Origin of the sequence: Bacteroides galacturonicus, assembly GCF_003096855.1 — a bacterium.
Lineage (GTDB): Bacteria > Bacillota > Clostridia > Lachnospirales > Lachnospiraceae > Lachnospira > Lachnospira rogosae.
The window spans coordinates 323,575-345,800 of sequence record NZ_QEOA01000003.1 but is presented as its reverse complement, the minus strand read 5'-3'; the positions used below and the strand labels follow the sequence as shown (position 1 = coordinate 345,800).

At 35.1% G+C, this 22,226-nt stretch carries 18 protein-coding genes; all 18 read right to left on the bottom strand.

Features of this window, described 5'->3' with window-relative positions:
• Nucleotides 1-5: 5 nt before the first annotated feature.
• The 18 genes from C7390_RS04385 to C7390_RS04305 all read right to left on the bottom strand — a co-directional run bounded on the left by C7390_RS04385 (nucleotide 6) and on the right by C7390_RS04305 (nucleotide 22,158).
• On the bottom strand, nucleotides 6-1,145 hold the full coding sequence (locus C7390_RS04385) for an aldo/keto reductase (protein ID WP_116443672.1): 1,140 nt from the start codon (nucleotides 1,143-1,145) through the stop codon (nucleotides 6-8).
• A gap of 112 nt (nucleotides 1,146-1,257) precedes the next feature.
• Complete coding sequence (locus C7390_RS04380) at nucleotides 1,258-3,081, bottom strand: type 2 periplasmic-binding domain-containing protein (protein ID WP_242854128.1); 1,824 nt, start codon at nucleotides 3,079-3,081, stop codon at nucleotides 1,258-1,260.
• Nucleotides 3,082-3,103: 22 nt separating this feature from the next.
• Entirely contained in the window at nucleotides 3,104-3,952 is an 849-nt protein-coding gene (locus tag C7390_RS04375; RefSeq protein WP_022502785.1) for a sugar ABC transporter permease, read from the bottom strand.
• A complete protein-coding gene (locus tag C7390_RS04370) occupies nucleotides 3,949-5,289 on the bottom strand; it encodes a carbohydrate ABC transporter permease (protein WP_055175386.1) in 1,341 nt (446 codons plus the stop codon). Before C7390_RS04370 ends, C7390_RS04375 begins: the two co-directional genes overlap by 4 nt.
• An 86-nt stretch (nucleotides 5,290-5,375) precedes the next feature.
• Nucleotides 5,376-6,626, bottom strand: a complete 1,251-nt coding sequence (locus C7390_RS04365) for an extracellular solute-binding protein (RefSeq protein WP_116443671.1) — start codon at nucleotides 6,624-6,626, stop codon at nucleotides 5,376-5,378.
• A 355-nt stretch (nucleotides 6,627-6,981) separates the two neighbouring features.
• A complete protein-coding gene (locus C7390_RS04360; RefSeq protein WP_116443670.1) occupies nucleotides 6,982-8,721 on the bottom strand; it encodes a sensor histidine kinase in 1,740 nt (579 codons plus the stop codon).
• Nucleotides 8,718-10,253: a response regulator transcription factor gene (locus C7390_RS04355; protein WP_055175392.1), complete on the bottom strand. Its 1,536-nt coding sequence runs from the start codon at nucleotides 10,251-10,253 to the stop codon at nucleotides 8,718-8,720. Before C7390_RS04355 ends, C7390_RS04360 begins: the two co-directional genes overlap by 4 nt.
• A 241-nt stretch (nucleotides 10,254-10,494) precedes the next feature.
• On the bottom strand, nucleotides 10,495-11,502 hold the full coding sequence (gene trpD, locus C7390_RS04350) for an anthranilate phosphoribosyltransferase (RefSeq protein WP_022502790.1): 1,008 nt from the start codon (nucleotides 11,500-11,502) through the stop codon (nucleotides 10,495-10,497).
• A gap of 43 nt (nucleotides 11,503-11,545) precedes the next feature.
• Complete coding sequence (fliB, locus tag C7390_RS04345; protein ID WP_022502791.1) at nucleotides 11,546-12,733, bottom strand: flagellin lysine-N-methylase; 1,188 nt, start codon at nucleotides 12,731-12,733, stop codon at nucleotides 11,546-11,548.
• A 22-nt stretch (nucleotides 12,734-12,755) separates the two neighbouring features.
• Nucleotides 12,756-13,175, bottom strand: a complete 420-nt coding sequence (locus C7390_RS04340) for a YolD-like family protein (protein ID WP_242854129.1) — start codon at nucleotides 13,173-13,175, stop codon at nucleotides 12,756-12,758.
• 28 nt (nucleotides 13,176-13,203) lie between these two features.
• Nucleotides 13,204-14,730, bottom strand: a complete 1,527-nt coding sequence (locus C7390_RS04335; RefSeq protein ID WP_116443669.1) for a Y-family DNA polymerase — start codon at nucleotides 14,728-14,730, stop codon at nucleotides 13,204-13,206.
• Nucleotides 14,731-14,746: 16 nt separating this feature from the next.
• Nucleotides 14,747-15,535 (bottom strand): glutamate racemase, encoded by a 789-nt coding sequence (gene murI, locus C7390_RS04330; protein ID WP_022502794.1) that lies wholly within the window; start codon nucleotides 15,533-15,535, stop codon nucleotides 14,747-14,749.
• Between the two features lie 24 nt (nucleotides 15,536-15,559).
• Nucleotides 15,560-17,113, bottom strand: coding sequence for an ABC-F family ATP-binding cassette domain-containing protein (locus tag C7390_RS04325; RefSeq protein WP_022502795.1), 1,554 nt, complete (start codon nucleotides 17,111-17,113; stop codon nucleotides 15,560-15,562).
• Between the two features lie 73 nt (nucleotides 17,114-17,186).
• Nucleotides 17,187-17,597, bottom strand: a complete 411-nt coding sequence (locus tag C7390_RS04320; protein ID WP_090139536.1) for a hypothetical protein — start codon at nucleotides 17,595-17,597, stop codon at nucleotides 17,187-17,189.
• Nucleotides 17,598-17,678: 81 nt separating this feature from the next.
• Nucleotides 17,679-17,846: a hypothetical protein gene (locus C7390_RS13600; protein ID WP_156331052.1), complete on the bottom strand. Its 168-nt coding sequence runs from the start codon at nucleotides 17,844-17,846 to the stop codon at nucleotides 17,679-17,681.
• Nucleotides 17,847-17,875: 29 nt separating this feature from the next.
• On the bottom strand, nucleotides 17,876-19,069 hold the full coding sequence (locus C7390_RS04315; RefSeq protein ID WP_116443668.1) for a homocysteine S-methyltransferase family protein: 1,194 nt from the start codon (nucleotides 19,067-19,069) through the stop codon (nucleotides 17,876-17,878).
• A 258-nt stretch (nucleotides 19,070-19,327) separates the two neighbouring features.
• Nucleotides 19,328-20,725, bottom strand: coding sequence for an NCS2 family permease (locus C7390_RS04310; protein WP_022502812.1), 1,398 nt, complete (start codon nucleotides 20,723-20,725; stop codon nucleotides 19,328-19,330).
• 131 nt (nucleotides 20,726-20,856) lie between these two features.
• Nucleotides 20,857-22,158, bottom strand: coding sequence for a response regulator (locus C7390_RS04305; RefSeq protein ID WP_082421590.1), 1,302 nt, complete (start codon nucleotides 22,156-22,158; stop codon nucleotides 20,857-20,859).
• Nucleotides 22,159-22,226: the final 68 nt, after the last annotated feature.

Below are 22,226 nucleotides of genomic sequence, written 5' to 3'. Positions count from 1 at the left end.
CCTGATTATTTGCCAAAATGCTTTGCAACCTCTTTAAGATTATTAATAATTGGCAAATGCTGTGGACAGACTCCTTCGCACTGGCCACACTCAATACAATCACTTGCTTTACCGAAATTATTAGTAAGTCTGTCATAATATTCACCCTGAGGTGTCCAGCCCTTATCCTCAATTTCCTGTTTATCAGCATTATATAATGAGAAATATTTAGGAATTGCTATGTGCATTGGACATCCATCTGTACAATATGAACATCCTGTACAAGGTATTGCAATACTTTCATTTATCATATCCGCCGCATTATGTACAAGCCTGATTTCTTCATCATTAAGAGGTACAAAATCCTGCATATAACTTGTATTGTCAAGAAGCTGTTCCATATTACTCATACCGCTAAGAACCATTCTTACATTTGGCAGACTCGCAACAAATCTGATAGCCCAGGATGGTACTGACATATCTTTATTATATCCTTTGAATTTATTTTCAACCTTTTCTGGTACTTTGGCAAGTGTGCCACCTTTAACTGGCTCCATAACTATTACTGGTTTGTTATGCTTTGTTGCAACCTCATAGCATTTTCTTGACTGAATAGCCTCACTTTCCCAGTCAAGATAATTAATCTGTAACTGCACGAATTCCATCTCTGGATGCTCTGTAAGTACCTTATCAAGCAAATCTGCATTATCATGGAAAGAAAATCCAATATGCTTAACTAAGCCTTTTTCCTTCTTATCAACAAGCCAGTTAAAACAGTCAAGCTTTTTATACACTTCATAATGGTCAACTCCAACATCGTGCAGTAAATAATAATCAAAATATGTAACACCTGTTTTACTCAGCTGTTCGTTAAACACTTTATCTCTATCTTCAAATGTCTTTATAAAACCTGCGTGCAGCTTAGTTGCAAGTGTATATTCATCTCTGTTATGTCTGTCTACAAGTGCCTCTTTAGCTGCATTTTCACTCTTAAAGCCACAATACATCCACGCTGTATCAAAATAAGTAAAACCTTTTTCAATAAATGTATCAACCATTTTCTTAGTTAATTCAATGTCAATGCTAGAAGCTTCATTCTGATTAAGAAGTGGAAGTCTCATAAGACCAAATCCTAACTTCTTGCTTCCATTAAATATGTCTTCCATAACTTTTACCTCCTGTTTATTACATATTATATATAATATTGCCTTACTGGAACCATAATATTATATATGAAATAACTAATCTAAATTTACAATATTATAATTCTTACAAAATTCACCTTACAATATTCTCCCGAACTTCTTCCGTAATTATTATACCACCTTGTGCGTTCCATTCGCTAACAAATGTATCAAAATAATCAATGTCTGCTTCCCCACTTATAATCTTAAGGTATGCTTCTTTTTCAAGACTTTTAAGCTTCCACCATCTATTCTTCATAGTGTCTGTCGTCTTAAAATATAACGACTGCTTAATCACTATATTGCCTTCGTCTAAAAGCCGGCAGGCTTTAATTCGCGACATATACGCCGCCCACTGCGTGCTTGTTGCACCTTTTCTTCCTGACTGTGAATATTCCTTATATGAATCATCTGTATTATATTCATAAGATGTATTGGCAAGACCTGTATTGTTAAGGTATGATTTGCAGGCATTATAATATGAGCGTTCCAGCAATTCCAGATTATCACTATCTTTTCGTCCCTCAATTGCATCTGATATATTTCTATAGCATATTGATAAAGCATTATTATAGTCAACATTAATTGATAATGGTCTGGCTGTTGGCTCAACATTTAACTGATAATAATTATCAAATTCTTCTGAGTCTGCACAATCAAATCTTATCTTATCAAACATAACACTTATCATCTTAGCCGCAATCTCTGGATATTCATAGCCTTTTCTGACAACTACATATTTGTAGCAGGGATTTTGACTATGATATTCTGTTACATTATCGCCTGTTGATATCAGATATGGCTGCCAGTTAGAATCAGGATTAATGCTGACAGCATTGGCAAGTGGATTGTTAGGTGCCCACCAAGGTCCAAAAAATGAGCCACACAAGCCATTTTCTATAAGTTCACATATATTAGTTGATGTCCTTAATAAGAAATCATTATCTATTATCTTCTCATTATATAACTGGTTGATATATTCAAGTGCATTTTTAGCTTCATCAGTTACAGAACCATATACAATCTGTCCGTCATCATTCTCTATCCATTGCTTAGGATAAGCATTGAAGCTGGCAAATATTATATCAAGCAGGAACTCACTGCTATATCCACATTCTCCTGCCACCGATGTATCTACAACAAGTCCAACTGTATTACTGCTGCCATCCTCTGCCACACCATTATTGCCAGGATCATAGGTTATGAAATGCCTTACAATATTAACAACATCGTCTACAGTACGCGGTTCTGAAAGTCCTAATATATCCATCCAGTCTTTGCGGAGCCATACAAGATTAGGTCCGTCAGTAATATTAGTCTCAGGAAGTGCCATTATCTTTCCATCATATGTTACCATATCCATAAGTGCACTGCCATAACTTGCATACATACTCTTTATTCTATCTGTAAGACAATTATTGTAGCTGTCTGTCAAATCCTCTATCATTCCATTTTCTATAAGCTGTTCCAGCTCACTCTGGCTTGACACAACCATAATATCAGGAAGCCTATTCATTGAAACAGCCATTGATACATTAGTATTATACTGACTGTCATTAGCCTCAAATACATCTACATTCTGCACATTAAGAACCGACTTTATATATCTCGTATACGCATTATCAGTATATGTATCCATAGCTGGCATATTCGAATTATTGACACTTGTCATCTTTCCAAGAGTATATTCAATCGTATCAGGATAAGCCCCAAATGGCGTTGTCTTAGCAGTACTAACTGCTTCATTATAATCACTGTCATTATAAACACCTTTAGCCGGGCTGTTACACCCGGCTAAAAGCGTTATTACTGTTAACATCATAATGGTATATAAAAGCTTTGCAATACATATGGTACTGCTTTGCTTATATATTATATTAATACCAGAATTATTATTTATCTGATGATGCACAAACATAATATTTTTCCACCTATTCCTGTCAGCCTTTAACTGCTCCTGACATAGACTCATTATAGCACTTTTGCATAATCATAAACAAGGCGGCAATTGGAATTGATATAAGTACTGCACCAGCAGCAAATCTTGTATACCACACATCAACATATTCCTTCTCAAGCATCTGCCAAAGACCAATGGCAACTGTGTAATAATCTGCATTGGCACGGCATATTACTCTTGCAAATATAAAATCCACCCAAGGTGCTATAAATGATGTCAGAACCGTGTATACAATAATAGGTTTACTTAATGGAATTGTAATCTTGGTAAATACCTGCCATTTGGTAGCACCATCAATTAATGCGGCTTCATCAATAGTCTTAGGTATTGTGTCAAAGAAGCCTTTGGCAATATAGAACTGAATACCAGCCGAAGCCGAATACACAAGCACCAATGCCACTCTTATCATACTTCCCTCTGACAAACCGATAGCCTTTAATATGTAATACACAGCTATCATTGCCATAAATGCCGGAAATAAACCAAGTATCATTGCAACATTCATCATAGCTTTTCTCATCTTGAACTTAAGTCGTGACATACAATAAGCTACTGATAATACAAAAAATGTAGATATAATACAAGAAAATACAGCCACAATCAATGTATTGGTAAACATTCGTGGGAAATTAAGTATTCCCGTATCTGTAAATAACTTAATATAATTATCAAGTGAATAGCTTTTAGGGAAGAATGAGCTTGTATATGCTCCCTTCTGTGCCCTGAAGCTTGTAAGAATTATCCATACAAGCGGACTTACCCACACAATCGCAAGCAATGTAAGCACTGTATGTGCAAGTATATTTTTTATAGTCTTCTTCTTTTTCATTGGAATCCCTCCTCATCTTTATAAGATTTGGTTCTCCTGTATACAAGAAGTGAACCGAGTGCAAGAAATACGAATGTCATAATACCTATAACAGCTCCAAGATTATAATACTGGTAATCTACCGTCATCTTATAAAGCCACGTTACAAGCAGATCTGTCTTTCCTGCTGTATGTCCCGCAAGCACTGGGTCGCCCTTTGTAAGCAGATACACGATATTAAAGTTATTAACATTAGCAGTAAATGTAGTTATCAGGTAAGGTGTTGTTACAAATAACATATAAGGCATAGTTATTTTAAAGAATTTGACAAAGCCATTAGCTCCGTCCACATCTGCCGCCTCATATAATTCCATTGGAATATTCTGCAATATTCCTGTTACCTGCAATATTGTGTATGGAATACCAATCCATAGATTGACTATTATAACTGTCATTCTTGCCCATGTTGCATTAGTAAAGAATGGAAGTGACTTGCTTATCCAGCCAGCATTTTTTAATACAACATTTATAATACCATCCTGTGCCAGCATACTTCTTATTATAAGAAGTGATACGAACTGCGGAATTGCAATTGATAATATGAATATAAATCTCCAGAATGACTTAAACTTAGTTCCTTTTCTATTAATAAGCAGTGCCACAAGAATTCCAAGTATATAATTAAGAAATGTAGCTAACACTGCCCATATAATAGTCCAGCCAAACACTGACCAGAATGACTGTCCTATTGAACTTCCTGAATTAAATATAAGCTTAAAGTTCTCAAGCCCTACCCAGTCAAATAATACAAGATGACTGTCTACCTTGCTGTAACTTGTAAATGCCATTGAAATCATAAATACAAGCGGAAGTATTGTGAATACAAGTATTCCTGTAACTGGGAGTACAAGTAAAAGCTTATGAAGATTTTCATTGAACAATGCTTTAATATCTTCCACAAATGTATTAATATGCTTACCCTGTTTCATTCTTAACTCTACATTATAAGCACTTTTTAACGAACTAACTGCAAGAATAATATAGGCACATATAATAAATATTACAGTTATTCCATAAAGCAGAATAAGCAGCGAATTATCACCCTGTACATACTCATATATTCCAAGCTTTTCATTCCATATCTCTTCCTGTTCCCTGCTGCCAAGACCAGGAAGTCCTGCAAGACAGCTGATTCCTTTTATTATCATAAATATTATAAATGCTGCCTCTAAAGCTATATATAATATTCCTTTTATTATCTGTCTGCCCCTGAAATTACCAAGTCCGAGTATTAATAAACTGAGTTTTGTCGTCAAATCGCCATATTTCATAGAATTACGAAATGTAATGTCTTTCATTGACCACACCTCCTGACCATTATATGATGTCAAGTAAAATTCTGGGTCAATTAATACTGACCCAGAATTGCTAGAATTGATATTTACTATTTTACAATTGATGTATTAATCTGATTATAGAAATCTAATGTCTTGGCTTCTGCATTATCAGCAGTAACCTCACCGTTAACAATTGCTTTAGCAAAATTCTGAGCTGGTGTCCAGTAATCATTCATACCTGTAACTGTAGGCTGAATTACAGATGTCTTATTAAATGTATCATTCTGTGCTGATACAAGAGCATCTTTCTTAATTACATCTGTTGCAAGTAACTCTGTATTACAAGGAATAACATTTCTTAACTCATAATGCTTAGCCTGTGCATCCTTGCCTCCAAGATATTTAGCAAGTGCAACTGCTACCTGCTGATACTTGCAATTAGGGTTAACTGCTATAGCCTTTGAACCTGCAAATGCTTTAAGCTGCTTATCTGTTCCGTTAATCTTAACAGTTGGTAATGATACTGCACCAAAGTTATCTCCTAATATTTCCTTAACACTCTTATAATCCCATGAACCTGAGAAGTAAGCACCAACGCTTCCATCTCTTAAACCAGCAATACCTACACCCTGTAAATCATTGACAAAGTTAGGATTATTAACAAGTGCAACTAAAGCCTTGGTTGCTTGTGTTCCTTTATCACCCTTAATATCTACGCCTGCTGAATTATCCTTGCCGTCTTTTCCGAAATATGTACAGCCATTAGCAAGATAGAATGATGACATATACCAGCCTTCTGTTATATTAAATGCTACCTTGTTCTTTGAAAGCATTGTATCAAGACTCTTTATATCGCTTTCTGAGAATTTGCTCTTATCATAGAACATAAACCATGTATTAGTAGTAAATGGAACACCATATACACTGCCATCAACTGATACTGAATCAACTATTGCACTTGAATTAGTACTCTTAACATAATCTGCTGTTTCACCACCAAGCTTTGCTATAGCATTTGCATCAATAAGTGTCTGCAACTGATCATTAGCGAAGAAATATACATCGCCTGAATTCGCAGGATCCTGTGTAACTGTCTTACCTGCATCTGTCTCAGAACATACTCCGTATTCAAAAGTCAGATTCCATTCAGGATGTTCTGAATTGAACTGCTCGCACATTGTCTGAAGCCATTTGCCATTTTCTTCTGCCTGATCCTCTGCCGGGCCCCATACCTTAATAGTGGCTGTGATATTCTCATTATTATCCGCTGATTTGTTATCGTTTCCTCCACAGCCCACAAGCAATGAGCCACACATTGTTGCCGCCATAACAGCAGCCGCTAATCTTTTAAACCTCATAAACATACCTCCATTTCTTAATGCGTTTAACCGCTGATATGTACCATCTATTTATATAATACCCATTACCCGGAATACATATTATATATAATTAATTCGGTACATATCTTTTTGTAATTTATTTACAAGTTCTTTTGATAGTTTAATTATATGTTTATTTTATGAGAAATTAAATATAAGAAATTTTAGAAACATATTGGAATTTTTACATAAAAAATAAACAAAAAAGAAATGTTATCAAATAATGACAACATTTCTTTTTTATACTCATACTATTTATCATACTTTTTCATTAAGTATATCCGTTAATTAAATTAGTATATTATTATGTTTAGTTTATCTGCTATACAGCATATCAGACTGGCTTTCTTGCCGGGAACTCTATTGTTATAACCGTTCCATTCTCATCACTGCTTACTTTAAGATTATACTGCTCACCGTAAAACAGCCTTATACGGTCATTGACATTTCTTGCTCCATATCCGCCAGACTCACTTGTTAAGAATGTATGAGCCGTTTCTTTTGGCATACCAATGCCATTATCCTTAACCTCAATATGAATAAGTCCGTTATGAAGCTTTGCTACAACAGTGATAACTCCTCTTCTATCAGTCAAAAGGTCTATTCCATGCTCAATAGCATTTTCAACAAGAGGCTGTAATATAAGATTAAGTGATTCATATTCAAGCACATTTTCATCAATATCCATAACAACATCAAATGAATTATCGTGCATTATCTGCTGTATGTTAAGATATGACTCCATATTACTTAATTCCTGCTTTACAGTCAGCGTATTCTTACCCTTATTAAGTGAAGTCCTGTAATAGTTAGAAAGGGCAAGTGTTATACCGCTTATATCATCCTGTCCGTACTCAATCGCCTTCCAGTTTATAAGCGATAATGAATTATAGAGGAAATGTGGGTTAATCTGTGCCCTTAATGCTCTCATCTCCGACTCTTTCTGGCTTAATTTCCCCTCATACACCTCATTGATAAGATTATTAATCGTACCCGTCATACTATTAAAGCCGTGTATCAATGCACCGATTTCATCCTTATCTGATGACCTTATAACAACATCAAAATCTCCATTCTCAACCTTTTCCATACTTGTTCTTAATTTATATATCCTCTTAGTTATGAAATCAGATGTAAATATTGTAGCCGCAGCCATTCCAATACACGCAACAACTAATGCAAGCACAATCATTGTAATAATGGAATTAGTTGATTTTAACATAAGCGACTTTGGTGCATACACATAGCTTGTCCAGCCTGTAACGTCTGAGTTCTGCTTAATAAGCACATAACCTGCTATATTACTGCATACATTTTCTGAAAAATCCGCTTTTTCTATAAACTCAGTAAACCGGCTGTCTGAAAGGATATATTTATCGGCATTATCCAAAAATGCTGCTTTTTTGCTTATAATACTACCATTGCCATCAGTTACTATAATGCCACTGTTATCTATAAGTCCTTTTGCATAAATATCCATTATACTGTCATAATCTACATTAATATACATAATTCCAGTAATGCCGGCAGTGGCAAGCGTAGACATCTTCCTTGCTGATATAAGCTCTTTCTTATCTTTATCGACATACCAGTTAATATTAGTCGAATTAACTGCTGAATTATAAAATGCTTCATTCTCAATCTCTGATAATGGTGCAAGTGTAGTGTCGTGCTTTATTCCGTTATTAATGTATATCGTCACCTTGTTAATATCATTGTGAAAATATTTCAATGAAGATACAAGCGGGTCAAATGTCGTAACAATCTGGCTGTACATTTCATATTTGTTGCTGTAATTGTAGGAAAGTATTCCTGATACAGTTTCATTAAATGTTATGTAATTGGACAGATTATCATATACCTCTATCTGTCCGTCCACTGTTGTAACCGACTGCCTTAATGCACTTTCCATTGAACGGACATCCCTGTCCATAAGTATTGAGCGCATCTGTCCATACGCAAATACAAAAAGTATTATAAGTGGCAGAAGACCTGTGACGACATATATTATAACAAGCTTATTCTGAAGCTTTATATTATTCACCCATTGCTTTAATTTTAATGGTTCACTCATAACACTTCACCTTTATCCCTGAACTTCTGAGGGCTTACACCGAAATATTCCCTGAAACTCTGGCAGAAATATGACACATTCGGATAACCTGTCTTCTCACTTATATTAACAATCTTCATATTAGTGTCCGTGAGCAGCTCCTTAGCCTTTTCCATTCTGTACTGTTTTATATATTTGCTCAAGTTCTGCCCTGTCTCTTTCTTAAAAAGCGAACTTAGATAACTTGGTGCAAGATATACCATATCCGCTAGCTGCTGTGCACCTAACTCCTCACTATAATGATTATGTATATACTCCTTAACCGTTTCAATCTCTCTGTGCATTGTCAATGGATTACTGATAAAACTCTTCTCTAATATATCAATATTATGATTAACAATATCCATTATGCAGTTAAAATCCTCTGATGTATACAACTTATCAATCTGTGATGCAAATTCATCTTCATTGGTCCCTGGAAGTGCATCATAGAAATCTTTAAGCAGGTTAGAGAATACGAACTTAATATATATATGTGAAAAATTCGACTGGCTTCTGTATTTCTTGCATAAAGCATCAAAATGTATTCTTAAAAATGTTACATCTTTCATCTTAATGTCCTGCTTCATCTGCTTCATAAGAACATCATCATCTATCTGTACGAAAACAGGCATTTTATCACTTATATCGTTGGTAAATATATAGTTATTTGTCTGGTAGAACTTATTGCTCATAAGGTTTTCTAATTCGTCCATCATATCAGATATCCTGTGATAATCATCTATAATATCAGACACAGCTGCATACATAAACTGTCCCGTCTTACCGAATATATAATTATGCAGCTTTTCAAGCATATTCTTTAACAAATCCATACTTAACGCCTTAGCTTCATCTTTAATAAGAATAACTGACTGCTGTGTATTAAGATTAAGATACTGATATTCAATATCTCCCATACAATCCGCAAGGGTTAATATATTGGCATCTCCACCATCATATTTACCAAAGAAATCGGTATTGAATTCTATAAGAATAAGCCTGTTATAGCTTCTAAGAAAATCATCGCTTTCTAATATTCCCTTGGTATCAGCCTTATTAAGAAGCGAATACAGATAGAACTGCTTAACAAAATCCGCCTGTTTATTATAATTACTTGTATGAATACGTTCCTCATCAAGCTCTGCACACACTTTCTTAATTGTGTTCTCAAACTCCACAGGGTCAACAGGCTTTAAAATGTAATCTTTAACTCCCAGCTTTACCGCAAGCTTGGCATATTCAAATTCATTATATCCAGAAAATATTATTGTTTTAAGTTTTATATTATCTTCATTGAGCTTTTTAATAAGTGTTATTCCGTCCATAAATGGCATCTTCACATCTGTGAGAAGAATATCAATATGCTCTGCTTCATCACTGCATAAATATTCATATGCTTCCTTTCCATTTGCAGCCTCAACTATGCCCGCATTAATTGAAAGCCTTTTTAACAGCATTATTATTCCATTACGCTCTATTCTCTCATCATCAACAATTAATATATTATACATTTATTCTCCAATCTTTTTCCTGTATTTAACATACCTTAATAAATATACCAGCTTATATATTCTGCCCCTGTTTGTTATCCGAATATTGCAGGTTTTATTTTATATTATTTTACTATATTTTCTATATTTTGTAACCCATTTTTCTAATTATATATTATGCCAGCCTTGATTATCACTAAAAAAGCCTCTTAAAAGATATTTTCAATCCTTTAAGAGGCTGTCTGTTTATTAATACTTAATATTATTTGTTAGTTTCTTCAATGAACTCCTTGAGCTGTTTCTTAGCCTTGCCTGACACAATAATCTCTCTTGCCTTCTCAATACCATCCTTTAATGTAATTCCGTCTGAAGCAAGATATATAGCTGCACCAGCGTTAAGTAATACAACATCTGTCTTAGGTCCTTTAGCACCACCTAATATATCATTAACGATAGCTGCATTCTCCTGTGGTGTTCCACCAACAAGATCTTCCTTATTGCATCTTGTAAGTCCTAAATCTTCTGGCTTAATAACATATGACTTGAATTCATCGTTCTTGAATTCACATACCTTAGTCTCTGCACTAAGAGAAATCTCGTCCATAGAATCTCTGCCATATACAACCATAGCTCTCTTAACACCAAGATTTCTTAATACATGTGCAAGTGGTTCAACAAGTTCTTCGCTATATACACCGAATAACTGCATAGTAGCACCTGCTGGATTAGCTAATGGTCCAAGTACATTAAATAATGTTCTTATACCCATCTCTTTTCTTACAGCACCAACAAATCTCATTGCTGGGTGATACTTCTGTGCAAATAAGAAACAAAGATTAATATCTTTTAATATCTGGGCACTTCTTGCTGGAGCACAATCAATCTTTACACCAAGTGCTTCAAGACAATCGGCTGTTCCACACTTACTTGAAGCAGCTCTGTTACCATGCTTTGCAACAGGTATTCCTGCGGCAGATACAACAACTGATGAGAGTGTAGATATATTGATAGTATTAGAACCATCTCCACCTGTTCCTACGATCTCAAGCACATCCATATCATTAAGGAAACGCTCGCAGTGTGAACGTAATACCTTAGCTGCTGATGTAATCTCGTCAATTGTCTCACCTTTCATTGATAATGCTGTAAGGAATGAAGCCTTCTGTGCATCTGTAGCCTCTCCTGTCATTATCTCTTCCATAACCTGTTCCATAACTTCTGATGTGAGATCTTCTCTTTTAACTAACTGAGCTATTGCTTCTTTAATCATCGCCAAAACCCTAACCTTTCAAAAATATATTTACATATTAGTCCTATATGTTTTCGCTGTCAATCCATAAAATAGCAATTAAACTGTCAGTTTTGAAAATATCATCAAAAATAAAGTCTTCATAAAGGTTCTCTATATTATCTTCTGAATATTCAACCTGTCTTGAGAAAATGTGCACTACATCCATTCTATCCTTGAAAGAATACTCTCTGTGGTTATCCAACCACCTTATAATATCCATCTGTCTTATAACAAAAAAATTAGTTACTAACATCTGGCATTTGCCAAGGAAATCATAATCATATATTGACTTTGCAAAATATCTGAACACAAAATACTCCAAAAGCTGTCTGTATTCATATGCCCTTGAAACCATATAAGTTCCAAATTCCTCATTGAGTATATTGTATTCTTCATCACTCATCTGCTCAAAAAGGCTGTCAATAATATCCTTAAGTATGACCTCCCACTCAGGATTAAGCACTTCCATTTCTTCATAAGGATACAAAATCTGTCTTATACCCTGTTGTAATGATATATCCTCAAATTGTCCGCTGTCGCTTAGATTTCTTGTTTCATCTAAAGTATGGGCAATTCCTTCTTTGAGGTAATCATTAACAACAGATTTAATATTATCATACTCATCAGTGTTAATACACTGCTGGATTTTACTTCCCATATCAAGTATGACAATCAGCTTTTCGTGTATTGACAGGCTTTCCTTGGCTAATATCTTAAATACAGCCTCTCTTGCCGCGAATATCTGCAACGCAAATGAACTGTCATATTCTGAACTCGGTTCATATTCTTCATCACAGGCAGCAGTTTCCATACTAAAAGGACGATTTTCAGACAATATAATCCTTGCTGCTTCTTCACAGGCAAGACCAATTCCTGATTCCTTTATTGTACCATAATATTCCGAATATCTTGGAAACTGCTTACATACAACACCAAGATAATCTTCTCCAAGATTTTTATGTATTTCACATAAGCCATTATCATCAAGCATAGGACATTTGCCGTCACATAATTTGAAGCAATACTCCTCATCTTCATTCTGTGTTATGCTGTCAAGAATCTTGTGTTTAAGCTCACCTGTCATATTATTATAACGCTCATAGGTTTCATCATCTATGTCTATCTCCCAGCCGCCTATACAGCAGTTATCCTTACATTTGCTTGTTATACATCCAAATTCGTTATAATAAAATGGTACTCTCTGTTTCATTATCTTTACCTCAAAGTATATTCTATATAATTCTGTTAAATATATCTGATTTTATGTCTGCGATATCATCAATACTAATAATTATGTTATCCTGCATAACTATAATTTTCTGATAATCATCAATCTTTTTAATTACGCCGCTTATTGTAACATATTCTCCGCCATCTTTTCTTAAATCTTTAACAAAATAAGTTATGGTTACAACCGGCTGGCTGGCTATATTTGCTCGTAATATGGCGAATTTATTATTAAGAATATTAAGTTGTTCCTCGTCCTGTTCTATTTTCTCATCTGTAAGCCTTGCTGTTTCTGATATAGCTGCTCCAAGTCCGGTAAGTGCAGCAAATGGAGAAAACTGAGCAGCACGCTCATAATTAGACATTCTTTTATGCCTGTTATTTACAGGACGGGATTTATTAATTATATCTTCATATCCATTCACAATATTTCTCATCTCCCAATTATCAGCTTTATTCGTGATGACCGCCAATCTGCCTGTTTCTGTCCATAGCTGTCGCACCTTCTTTAAGATTCATTCCTCTGACAATTGCATTTTTACCATATTTTTTCTTAATATCAACCATAGCCTTTAAGACTTTCTTCTCTTTTTCAAGCTTAGCACTTTCTTCCTCATTATCATCTTTATTAATAAAATCTGTGAATAAATCCATCTGATGATAAGAAGAATTCTTATTAACTGCTTCTTTTTCTGTTATGACATGATTAGCCGTTATATTAATTCGTCTTGATAAAAGCCTTTTATCTACTATATCATCATACAGTCTGGTAACTGCCTGCGTAGCAAGTGCAACTGAAGCTGTATAACGAGAAAGATTAGCCGTTCCGTGAGCGTGCTTTGGTATCTTCCTGCCATATCTGTCTTTTACAACCTCGCCTTTATACTCACCTACACTTCTTCCGGTGGATATATTATCTATATCATATCCAACTGTAAGCACAAGCTGGTCTGTCACAAGTCCTTTATCTATAAGGTCAAGCATAAGCAGATCTACCATCTCACATACAACTAGTCTTGTCTTTTCATAATCATATGCACAGTGAAGTACCTGTCCCGATGATATGCTGTTGCTTTCCGGCTTATACTGCTTAATGTCAGCTATTGTACACGGCTCATAACCCCATGCGTGGTCAATAAGGAGCTCTGCATTTACCCCAAACAGCTTATATAGCAGTTCCTCATTATAGAAATCCTGCTCACCGCCAAGCGAACATCTCGCAACATCGCCCATTGTATACATACCATACTCTTTTAGTCTGGAAGCATATCCCGTACCCACTCTCCAGAAATCTGTAATAGGCTTATGTCCCCATAACTTTTCCCTATAGCTTCGTTCGTCTAACTCAGCTATTCTCACACCATCTTTATCTGCTGGAATATGCTTGGCAACTATATCCATAGCAATCTTACATAGATATAGATTCGTTCCTATGCCTGCCGTTGCTGTAATTCCTGTCGACTCAAGCACATCTTTAATCATAGTCATAGCCAGCTGGTGCGGTGTCATCTTATAAGTATTAAGATAAGCTCCGGCATCAATAAATACTTCATCAACGGAATATATATGAATATCCTCAGGTGCAACATATTTAAGGTAAATGTTATATATCTGTGTACTGTATTTCATATATAAAGACATTCTTGGAGGTGCAATTATATAAGAAAGCTCGTAAGACTCATTATTCTTAAGTTCTTCTGCACTATATGAACTTCCTGTAAACTGCCTGTTTCTTAACCTGCTCTTTCTTAGTGCATTGACCTCCTTGACTTTCTGTACAACCTCAAAAAGCCTTGCCCTCCCTGATATTCCGAAAGCCTTTAATGATGGTGACACGGCAAGGCATATCGTCTTTTCGGTTCTTTGGGGATCAGCAACTACAAGATTGGTATCAAGTGGGTCTAAATTTCTTTCGACACACTCCACAGATGCATAAAATGTCTTTAAATCTATTGCTATATACATATGGTTATTCTGCATTAATCATTCCCCACAATTAAATCTTACGCATAACCTCAAGTCTGCGGTGCAGCATTTTAATATGTTCCAGTTCCTTATCGTCAACTGCTCTTCCAGAATAATAGTATTCCACCGTTCCACACAGTTTATCATTATTATTATCAAGAACCCCATTCTTTATAAGTATATTTTTTAAGTAATTAGATACTCCGATATTACCATCTATTATCTCAATATCATCCGGAAACAGCTTCGCAAATGAATCTTTGAAATAATTAAAATGTGTACAGCCAAGCACAAGTTCTGAATAATCATTAAAGTTATGTCCTGCAAACTGATTGTTAAGATAATTCATAACCTCTGCTGAATTAAATTCATCCTGCTGTGCAAATCTTACTAGCTTAGGAAGTGCAATAACATCTACCTTTGAGTCTATATCATACTTCATAATAAGATTTTTAAGTTTCACTCCCTTAGCCGTAACCGGAGTTGCAACAACCATTATCCTCTTACCCCTGTTATGTGCACAGGCTGGCTTAACTGCAGGTTCAATGCCGATTATTGGAATCTGGTATTTATTTCTTAAAAATGTAATGGCTGCACTAGTAGCTGTGTTGCACGCTAACACTATTGCCTTACAGCCCTTTGATACAAGAAAATCAACTGCCCTGTCTACATACTCTCTTATCTGTTCTGTAGTCTTTTCTCCATATGGCACATTATCAACATCTGCATAAAATACATAATCAACTTCAGGCAATGTTATCATTGCCTGATGAAGCAGTGATAAGCCGCCAATTCCTGAATCAAATATACCTATCTTCACGGTCCACACCTCATTTCCTTATACTTAAAGTCTTGTCGTCCACTCACTGCAATCCCACACGTCTGTTGCAAGTCCGTCATAGAACTCTGGCTCGTGGCATACCATAAGTATACTTCCTTTGTATTCTATAAGTGCTCTTTTTAGTTCTTCCTTGGCATCTACATCTAAGTGGTTAGTAGGCTCATCTAACACAAGAATATTAGACTCCCTATTTACAAGCTTGCATAATCTTACCTTTGCCTGTTCACCACCACTTAACACTCTTACCTTGCTTTCAATATGCTTAGTTGTAAGTCCGCATTTGGCTAATGCTGACCTTACCTCATACTGTGTAAAACCAGGAAATTCCTGCCATATCTCTTCAAGACAGGTTGTGTTAATATCAGGTGGCATCTCCTGTTCAAAATATCCTATCTCAAGATAATCACCCATTACTGCCTCACCTGATAAAGGCTTAATTAAACCTAAAAGGCTCTTTAACAATGTAGATTTACCAATTCCGTTAGCACCTGTAAGTACTATTTTCTTACCTCTTTCCATCTCGAAATTAAGAGGCTTTGATAAAGGCTCATCATATCCGATTACAAGATCTTTAGTTGTAAATACATATTTGCCGGAAGTTCTAGCAACTTTAAAATTGAATTCTGGCTTTGGTTTATCCTTGGCTAACTCAATCATCTCCATATTATCAAGCTTTTTCTGTCTTGACATAGCCATATTTCTTGTTGCAACCCTGGCCTTATTTCTTGCAACAAAATCCTTCAAATCAGCAATCTCTTTCTGCTGTTTGTCGTAGGCTGCTTTCATCTGTGCCTGCTTCATCTCATACACTTCCTGGAACTTATAATAATCACCAACATATCTGTTAAGCTGCTGATTATCCATATGGTATATTATATTAATAACGCTGTTAAGAAATGGAATATCGTGTGATATTAATATAAACGCGTTCTCATAATCTAAAAGGTATCTTTTAAGCCAGTCAATATGCTCCTTGTCAAGATAGTTAGTAGGCTCATCCAGAAGCAGAATATCAGGCTTTTCAAGAAGCAGCTTTCCTAATAAAACCTTAGTTCTCTGTCCACCACTAAGATCTGTTACATCTTTATCAAGTCCCAGCTCCAAAAGCCCCAATGCCCTTGCAACTTCTTCAACCTTAGCATCTATCATATAGAAATCGTGATTAGTAAGCATATCCTGAATTGTACCTAATTCTTCCATATATTCAGTCATCTGCTCGTCATCTGCATCCATCATCTTGTCACAGATTTCATTCATTCGTTCTTCCATAACAAATAAATCATCAAATGCCTGCCGCATTACAGAACCTATAGTCATTCCTTTTTCAAGTACAGAATGCTGGTCAAGATATCCCACCTTAATATTCTTAGCCCATTCAATCCTGCCCTCATCAGGCATAAGCTTTCCTGTAATTATATTCATAAATGTGGACTTTCCCTCACCATTAGCTCCAACAAGTCCGATATGTTCACCCTTTAATAATCTAAACGATACATCATCAAATATCGCTCTGTCACCAAATCCGTGTGTAAGATGTTCAACATTTAATAAACTCATATATTATCTCCATTCTTGTGCATATTAAAAGCCCCTTTCTTATTCAAAAAGGAGCTTTTACAATTCTGAAATATCATTGGAAATCCTGTGTGTGAAATCTTCTATAATACACCTTTAAAGAATTCTTTGATACTTTAATCTTCTTTAACTGTATTCCACCTGATAAGAATTCCTGAGGAATATTATTAATAAAATACTTCTGTAACATAGCTTTTAACTGCATATTCTTAGATCTCTGCAATGCTACAAGAAAGAATACAACAACAAATAATAGAAGCTTAATACCCATTGGTACATTATTCCAGATATATAATGCTAAATTTGTTGAAAATGTAAATATAACAAATGCAAATATCATATTAAATATAACCGTAAATATGTAAGTCTTAATCCATTCAACAAGATTAAGTGCTTTTAACTGATATAACAGCTTGTGATAATTCCTTGACTCTTCAACCGTAATAGGCATCTCATATACTTCCATAAGACTCCTCCATTAACTGTGCTTTTAATAGATTATATCCCCAAAATGCCTTATTTGCAACCATTAATACCGCTTCATTTATTAATAATCACTTAAGATTTCCTCAACATATTTAATTGAAATTTCAAGATAATTAGATATCTCATATTCTGGCACACCATTATCGTGAAGAATGAATATTAATTCTTCTATTGTTGTACCTTTTTGTCTTTCCATAACTATAAAATGTTTAACTTGTGTCTCATTCATAATTCCCCGCCTCCATATGTCTTATATATCTAGTTATTAACATATAGTTCTGACTGTTTAATTATTTTATCAAGCATATGTACTCTTATAAATGGGAAAGAGAAATAATATCCATCAACTATATCGATGGATTTATTAATAATTTCAACAGCCAAATCAATTCCTGCCTGTTCTCCTTCTTCTTTAGTCATATCCGGTCTGTATCTTAACAGAACCTCATCAGTTACATTAATGCCTGTCATCTCATTCTTCATAAATGAAGCATTCTTAAAGCTCACTAACGGCATTATTCCACATAGAATTCTTGCACCTGTTTCTTTTTTTATTGTGGCAATTCTTTCTATATCCTCATCACAGAATGCTGGCTGTGTCATAAAGCAGCCGCCGATTATATCAGCACCTGCATTTAACAATTCACACATTTTATCAGAATAATAATCCATATTCTTGTCAGAGAATATCATACGTCCGCTGACTGCCTGAGGATAACCTGCATTAGGAAGTGCACTTAAATACTTGTCAGTATGACGGCGTTCCTTTAATATGAACTGTTCCATATGTCCCGGTCCAATTCCGCAGTTAAATCCTAGAGCATCGATATACGGATTATCATCTGCAAGCTTAACTAGCTTAGACGAACTAAGTCCACAATTACTATATCCAAACTGGTTGATTGCAAACTGTGTTATAACAAATGGTCTGTCTGTCACAACACTATCTGCTATATTAATTCCACCAGTCGCAGCACTTCCTATATAATCTATGGCATCAGATATATTAGATAAATCTGCAAATGTCTCGAACACGAATACATTAATTCCTTCTTCAAGAAATACCTTCGCAATATCTACATATTCATCTACTACTGTCTGCTTGTCAAAAAGATTATCATTAGGTATAGGACCTATATCTGCGGCAATATATACTTCCCTGCCACATTCCTTAACTGCCTGTCTTGCATTGGCAACAGCTGCTTTTATATTAGCTTTAACCTCATCAAAATTGCATTCAAGATTAACAGTATTAGCCGCAAATGTATTGGTTCTTATAAGCTTTGCCCCTGCATTAATATATTCTTTGTGAATATCTGTGACACGTCTGCCCATAGTAATATTAACAGACTCTGGCAGTTCATTAGTATCATAAACTCTTGAGTAATATGTACCAAATGCTCCGTCCGTTATTAACTTATGTGCTTCTAAATAGGTTTTAAGCTTTTCCATACAACTCTCTATTCCTCTCTACGTTCTTTTCAATTCTTAATCAATCGGTATTCCTTATAAATACCATTTCAATTAAACCTTAATTAATCAACCGATACTTCTGTTATTAATATATTTCAATTAAAATCACATCTTATTCATATATAATATTGTTAATTAGTAAATCCCATATTGCTACATTGGTGCCGGTCACACTTTAAGTGAATAACCGACACCAATCTGGCATATATTAATATATTTTTTATATTCTACATCTGATTAATGTGTAAGGAAGAACATTAGGGTAAATAATATAGCTATTACCCATGTAAATGCTTTAACTTCCTTAGACTTGCCAGAAAATACTTTTATAAGAATATATGATATAAGACCAAATGCAATACCATAACTTATATTATATGCAAATGACATAAATGCAATTGTAAGGAATGCTGGAACTGCAACTGATATATCATTCCAGTCAATCTTAGCTACACCACCCATCATAAGTACACCAACGTATATAAGAGCTGCTGCTGTAGCACTACCTGGAATTAATGCTGCTATAGGGCTTAAGAACATTGCCACAAAGAACAAACATCCTGTTGTGAATGATGATAAACCTGTCCTTCCACCTTCTGCAACACCTGATGATGACTCAACGAATGTTGTAACTGTAGATGTACCACATACAGCACCTACACAAGTTGCAAGGGCATCTGATAACATAGCCTTCTCAAAATTAGGAACCTGTCCATTCTCATCAAGCATATCACCTCTTGAGCATGCACCATAAAGTGTTCCAAGAGTATCAAACATATCTACCATACAGAAAGCAAGAGCTGTTGTAGCAATTATAAGTACAAGGTCTGCTGTTGTATGATTAGCAAGATAATGTGAGAAATCAAATCCCTGTGTAAATACCTTGCCAAATGACATTGAAGCCCAGTCACCAAATGCAGCAAATGGATTAAGAGTCATTCCCTCAAAAAATCCATCATAAAAGCCTGGTATAGTAAATCCTAATACATAGTAAATAACTGTTCCACCAAGAATACCCCAGAGTACTGAACCTTTAATCTTTCTTACTGAAAGAACTGCTATTATAACAAGAGCAGCTATAGTTACAATCTTTGGCATAATTGTTGCCCAGCTTGCATTACCATTAAGTACATTAAATGAAGCAAGATTTACAAGTGTTGACTCATCATTAACAATAAGTCCTGCATTCTGTAAACCAAGAAATGCAATAAAAAGACCGATACCAGCTGGTATAGCCATTCTTACTGCGTCAGGTATAGCAGCAAAAAGCTTTGCTCTTATTCCTGTTATTGTAAGAATAATAAATACAATACCATCTAAAAGAACTAATACAAGTGCGTTAGCATAGCTTAACCCAAAATTAAAGCAGGCTGTATACACGAAAAAAGCATTAAGTCCCATACCTGATGCCAGACCTAGCGGAAGGTTAGCAAGAAATGCCATTGCAAATGTTCCAACAACTGCTGAAAGAGCTGTAGCAATGTATATAGCATTGTAGGATACTTCTGGAAGTGCAGAAAACATACCTGCATTAACCATAAGGATATACGACATTGCCATAAACGTTGTGATACCGGCAAGAACTTCAACCCTTACTGTTGAGCCGTGTTCTTTTACCTTAAAAAACTTTTCCATTATTAAGTCTCCGTTTCTTAAATTATTACGTATGCTTATATAGCGTTTACACTCGATTATAACATACATTTATTAACTTTGACCAGTCTATTTTTATAATTATTTAACAGACTTTAATAGAAAGTTTAATATTATTCAACCATATCTCCAATGTTCTTTAATACATCTTCAACATTATAAGGCTTAGTAATGAACTTCTTAGCACCTTCTTTAAGTGCCTTAATAACCTTATTCTGCTGTCCTGCGGCTGTTATCATAATAACATTAGCATCCGGATCATAGTCCATAATCTTCTCAAGGCACTCTATACCATCCATATTAGGCATTGTAATATCAAGCGTAACAACATCCGGAGCATACTGCTTATAAGCAAGCTCACCTTCAAGACCATCAGAGGCTTCTGCAACTATACAATATCCAGCATCTTCAAGAATATTTCTTAACATCATTCTTGACATACCTGAATCATCTACAATAAGAACTGTGTGCTTATCACCCTCGTCTACCGAACCAGCCTTAACAGCAAGCTTTCTTGTTACAGGCATCTGCCCTATAGTAACATCACTATCTACAGCAATATATAATGATACTTCACAGCCATTGATATATATAGGCAGAACATAAGCATTACCCTTGGCAATCTGATTCTCATATGCGAACTGAGGAAGAATTTCGATATCAATATTCTCATTAGATAATGCTGATGAGAAAAGTCCATCTATACAATTAATGAATTCACCTACTGCATCGTAGCTTTCAAGTCCGAATTGGAAATCATCTGACTTAGAATATCCCTTTGCAATATCAATAAATGCCTGTGGGTCATTCTTTACAGCAAAACCTATCACTGAATTAACATCACCTTCACATCTCTGTCCAGCAAATGCCCTATATTCAAAATTATTTACATGCTCAATCTTTCCAATATAATAATTGCTTGTAACAAATCTTGTAATATTTCTTAATGCAAGTGCCGCAATATCTGTTATATATGGCTTTGAAGCATATGCAAACATAGGCACAATCTTATCAATATCATCATTCTTTAAAGCCTCAAGTTCTTCAGGTGCAAAACCAATGCTCTTTCTGAATTCTTCAATGTGTGTTTCAATATCGTTCTGTGAAAGGCCACTTACCTCTTCAAGCACCTGCATAAATTTGATATAAGTGCTTCCCTGCTTATTAAGCATATCCTCTAGCTGTTCCTTAGTTATATAGCCTTCTTCAACCGCTATATCACCGAACTTAGCATCCTTTTGTGTCTGGAGAATATTAATCTCCTCAGCCTTTTCCTTAGTAAGAATACCTTCTGATACAGCAATAAAGCCAAGCTTTGCCCTTACATTTTCCATCTTGCTAATAACTTCATCCAACTGTTCCTTAGTAATAACTTTATTGTCCACAAGATATTTTCCAAATAACTGACTAAACATACATATCTCTCCTTACTATATTATCACTATTCTAATTTTAATATATTCTAATTCATTCTTAATAAAAT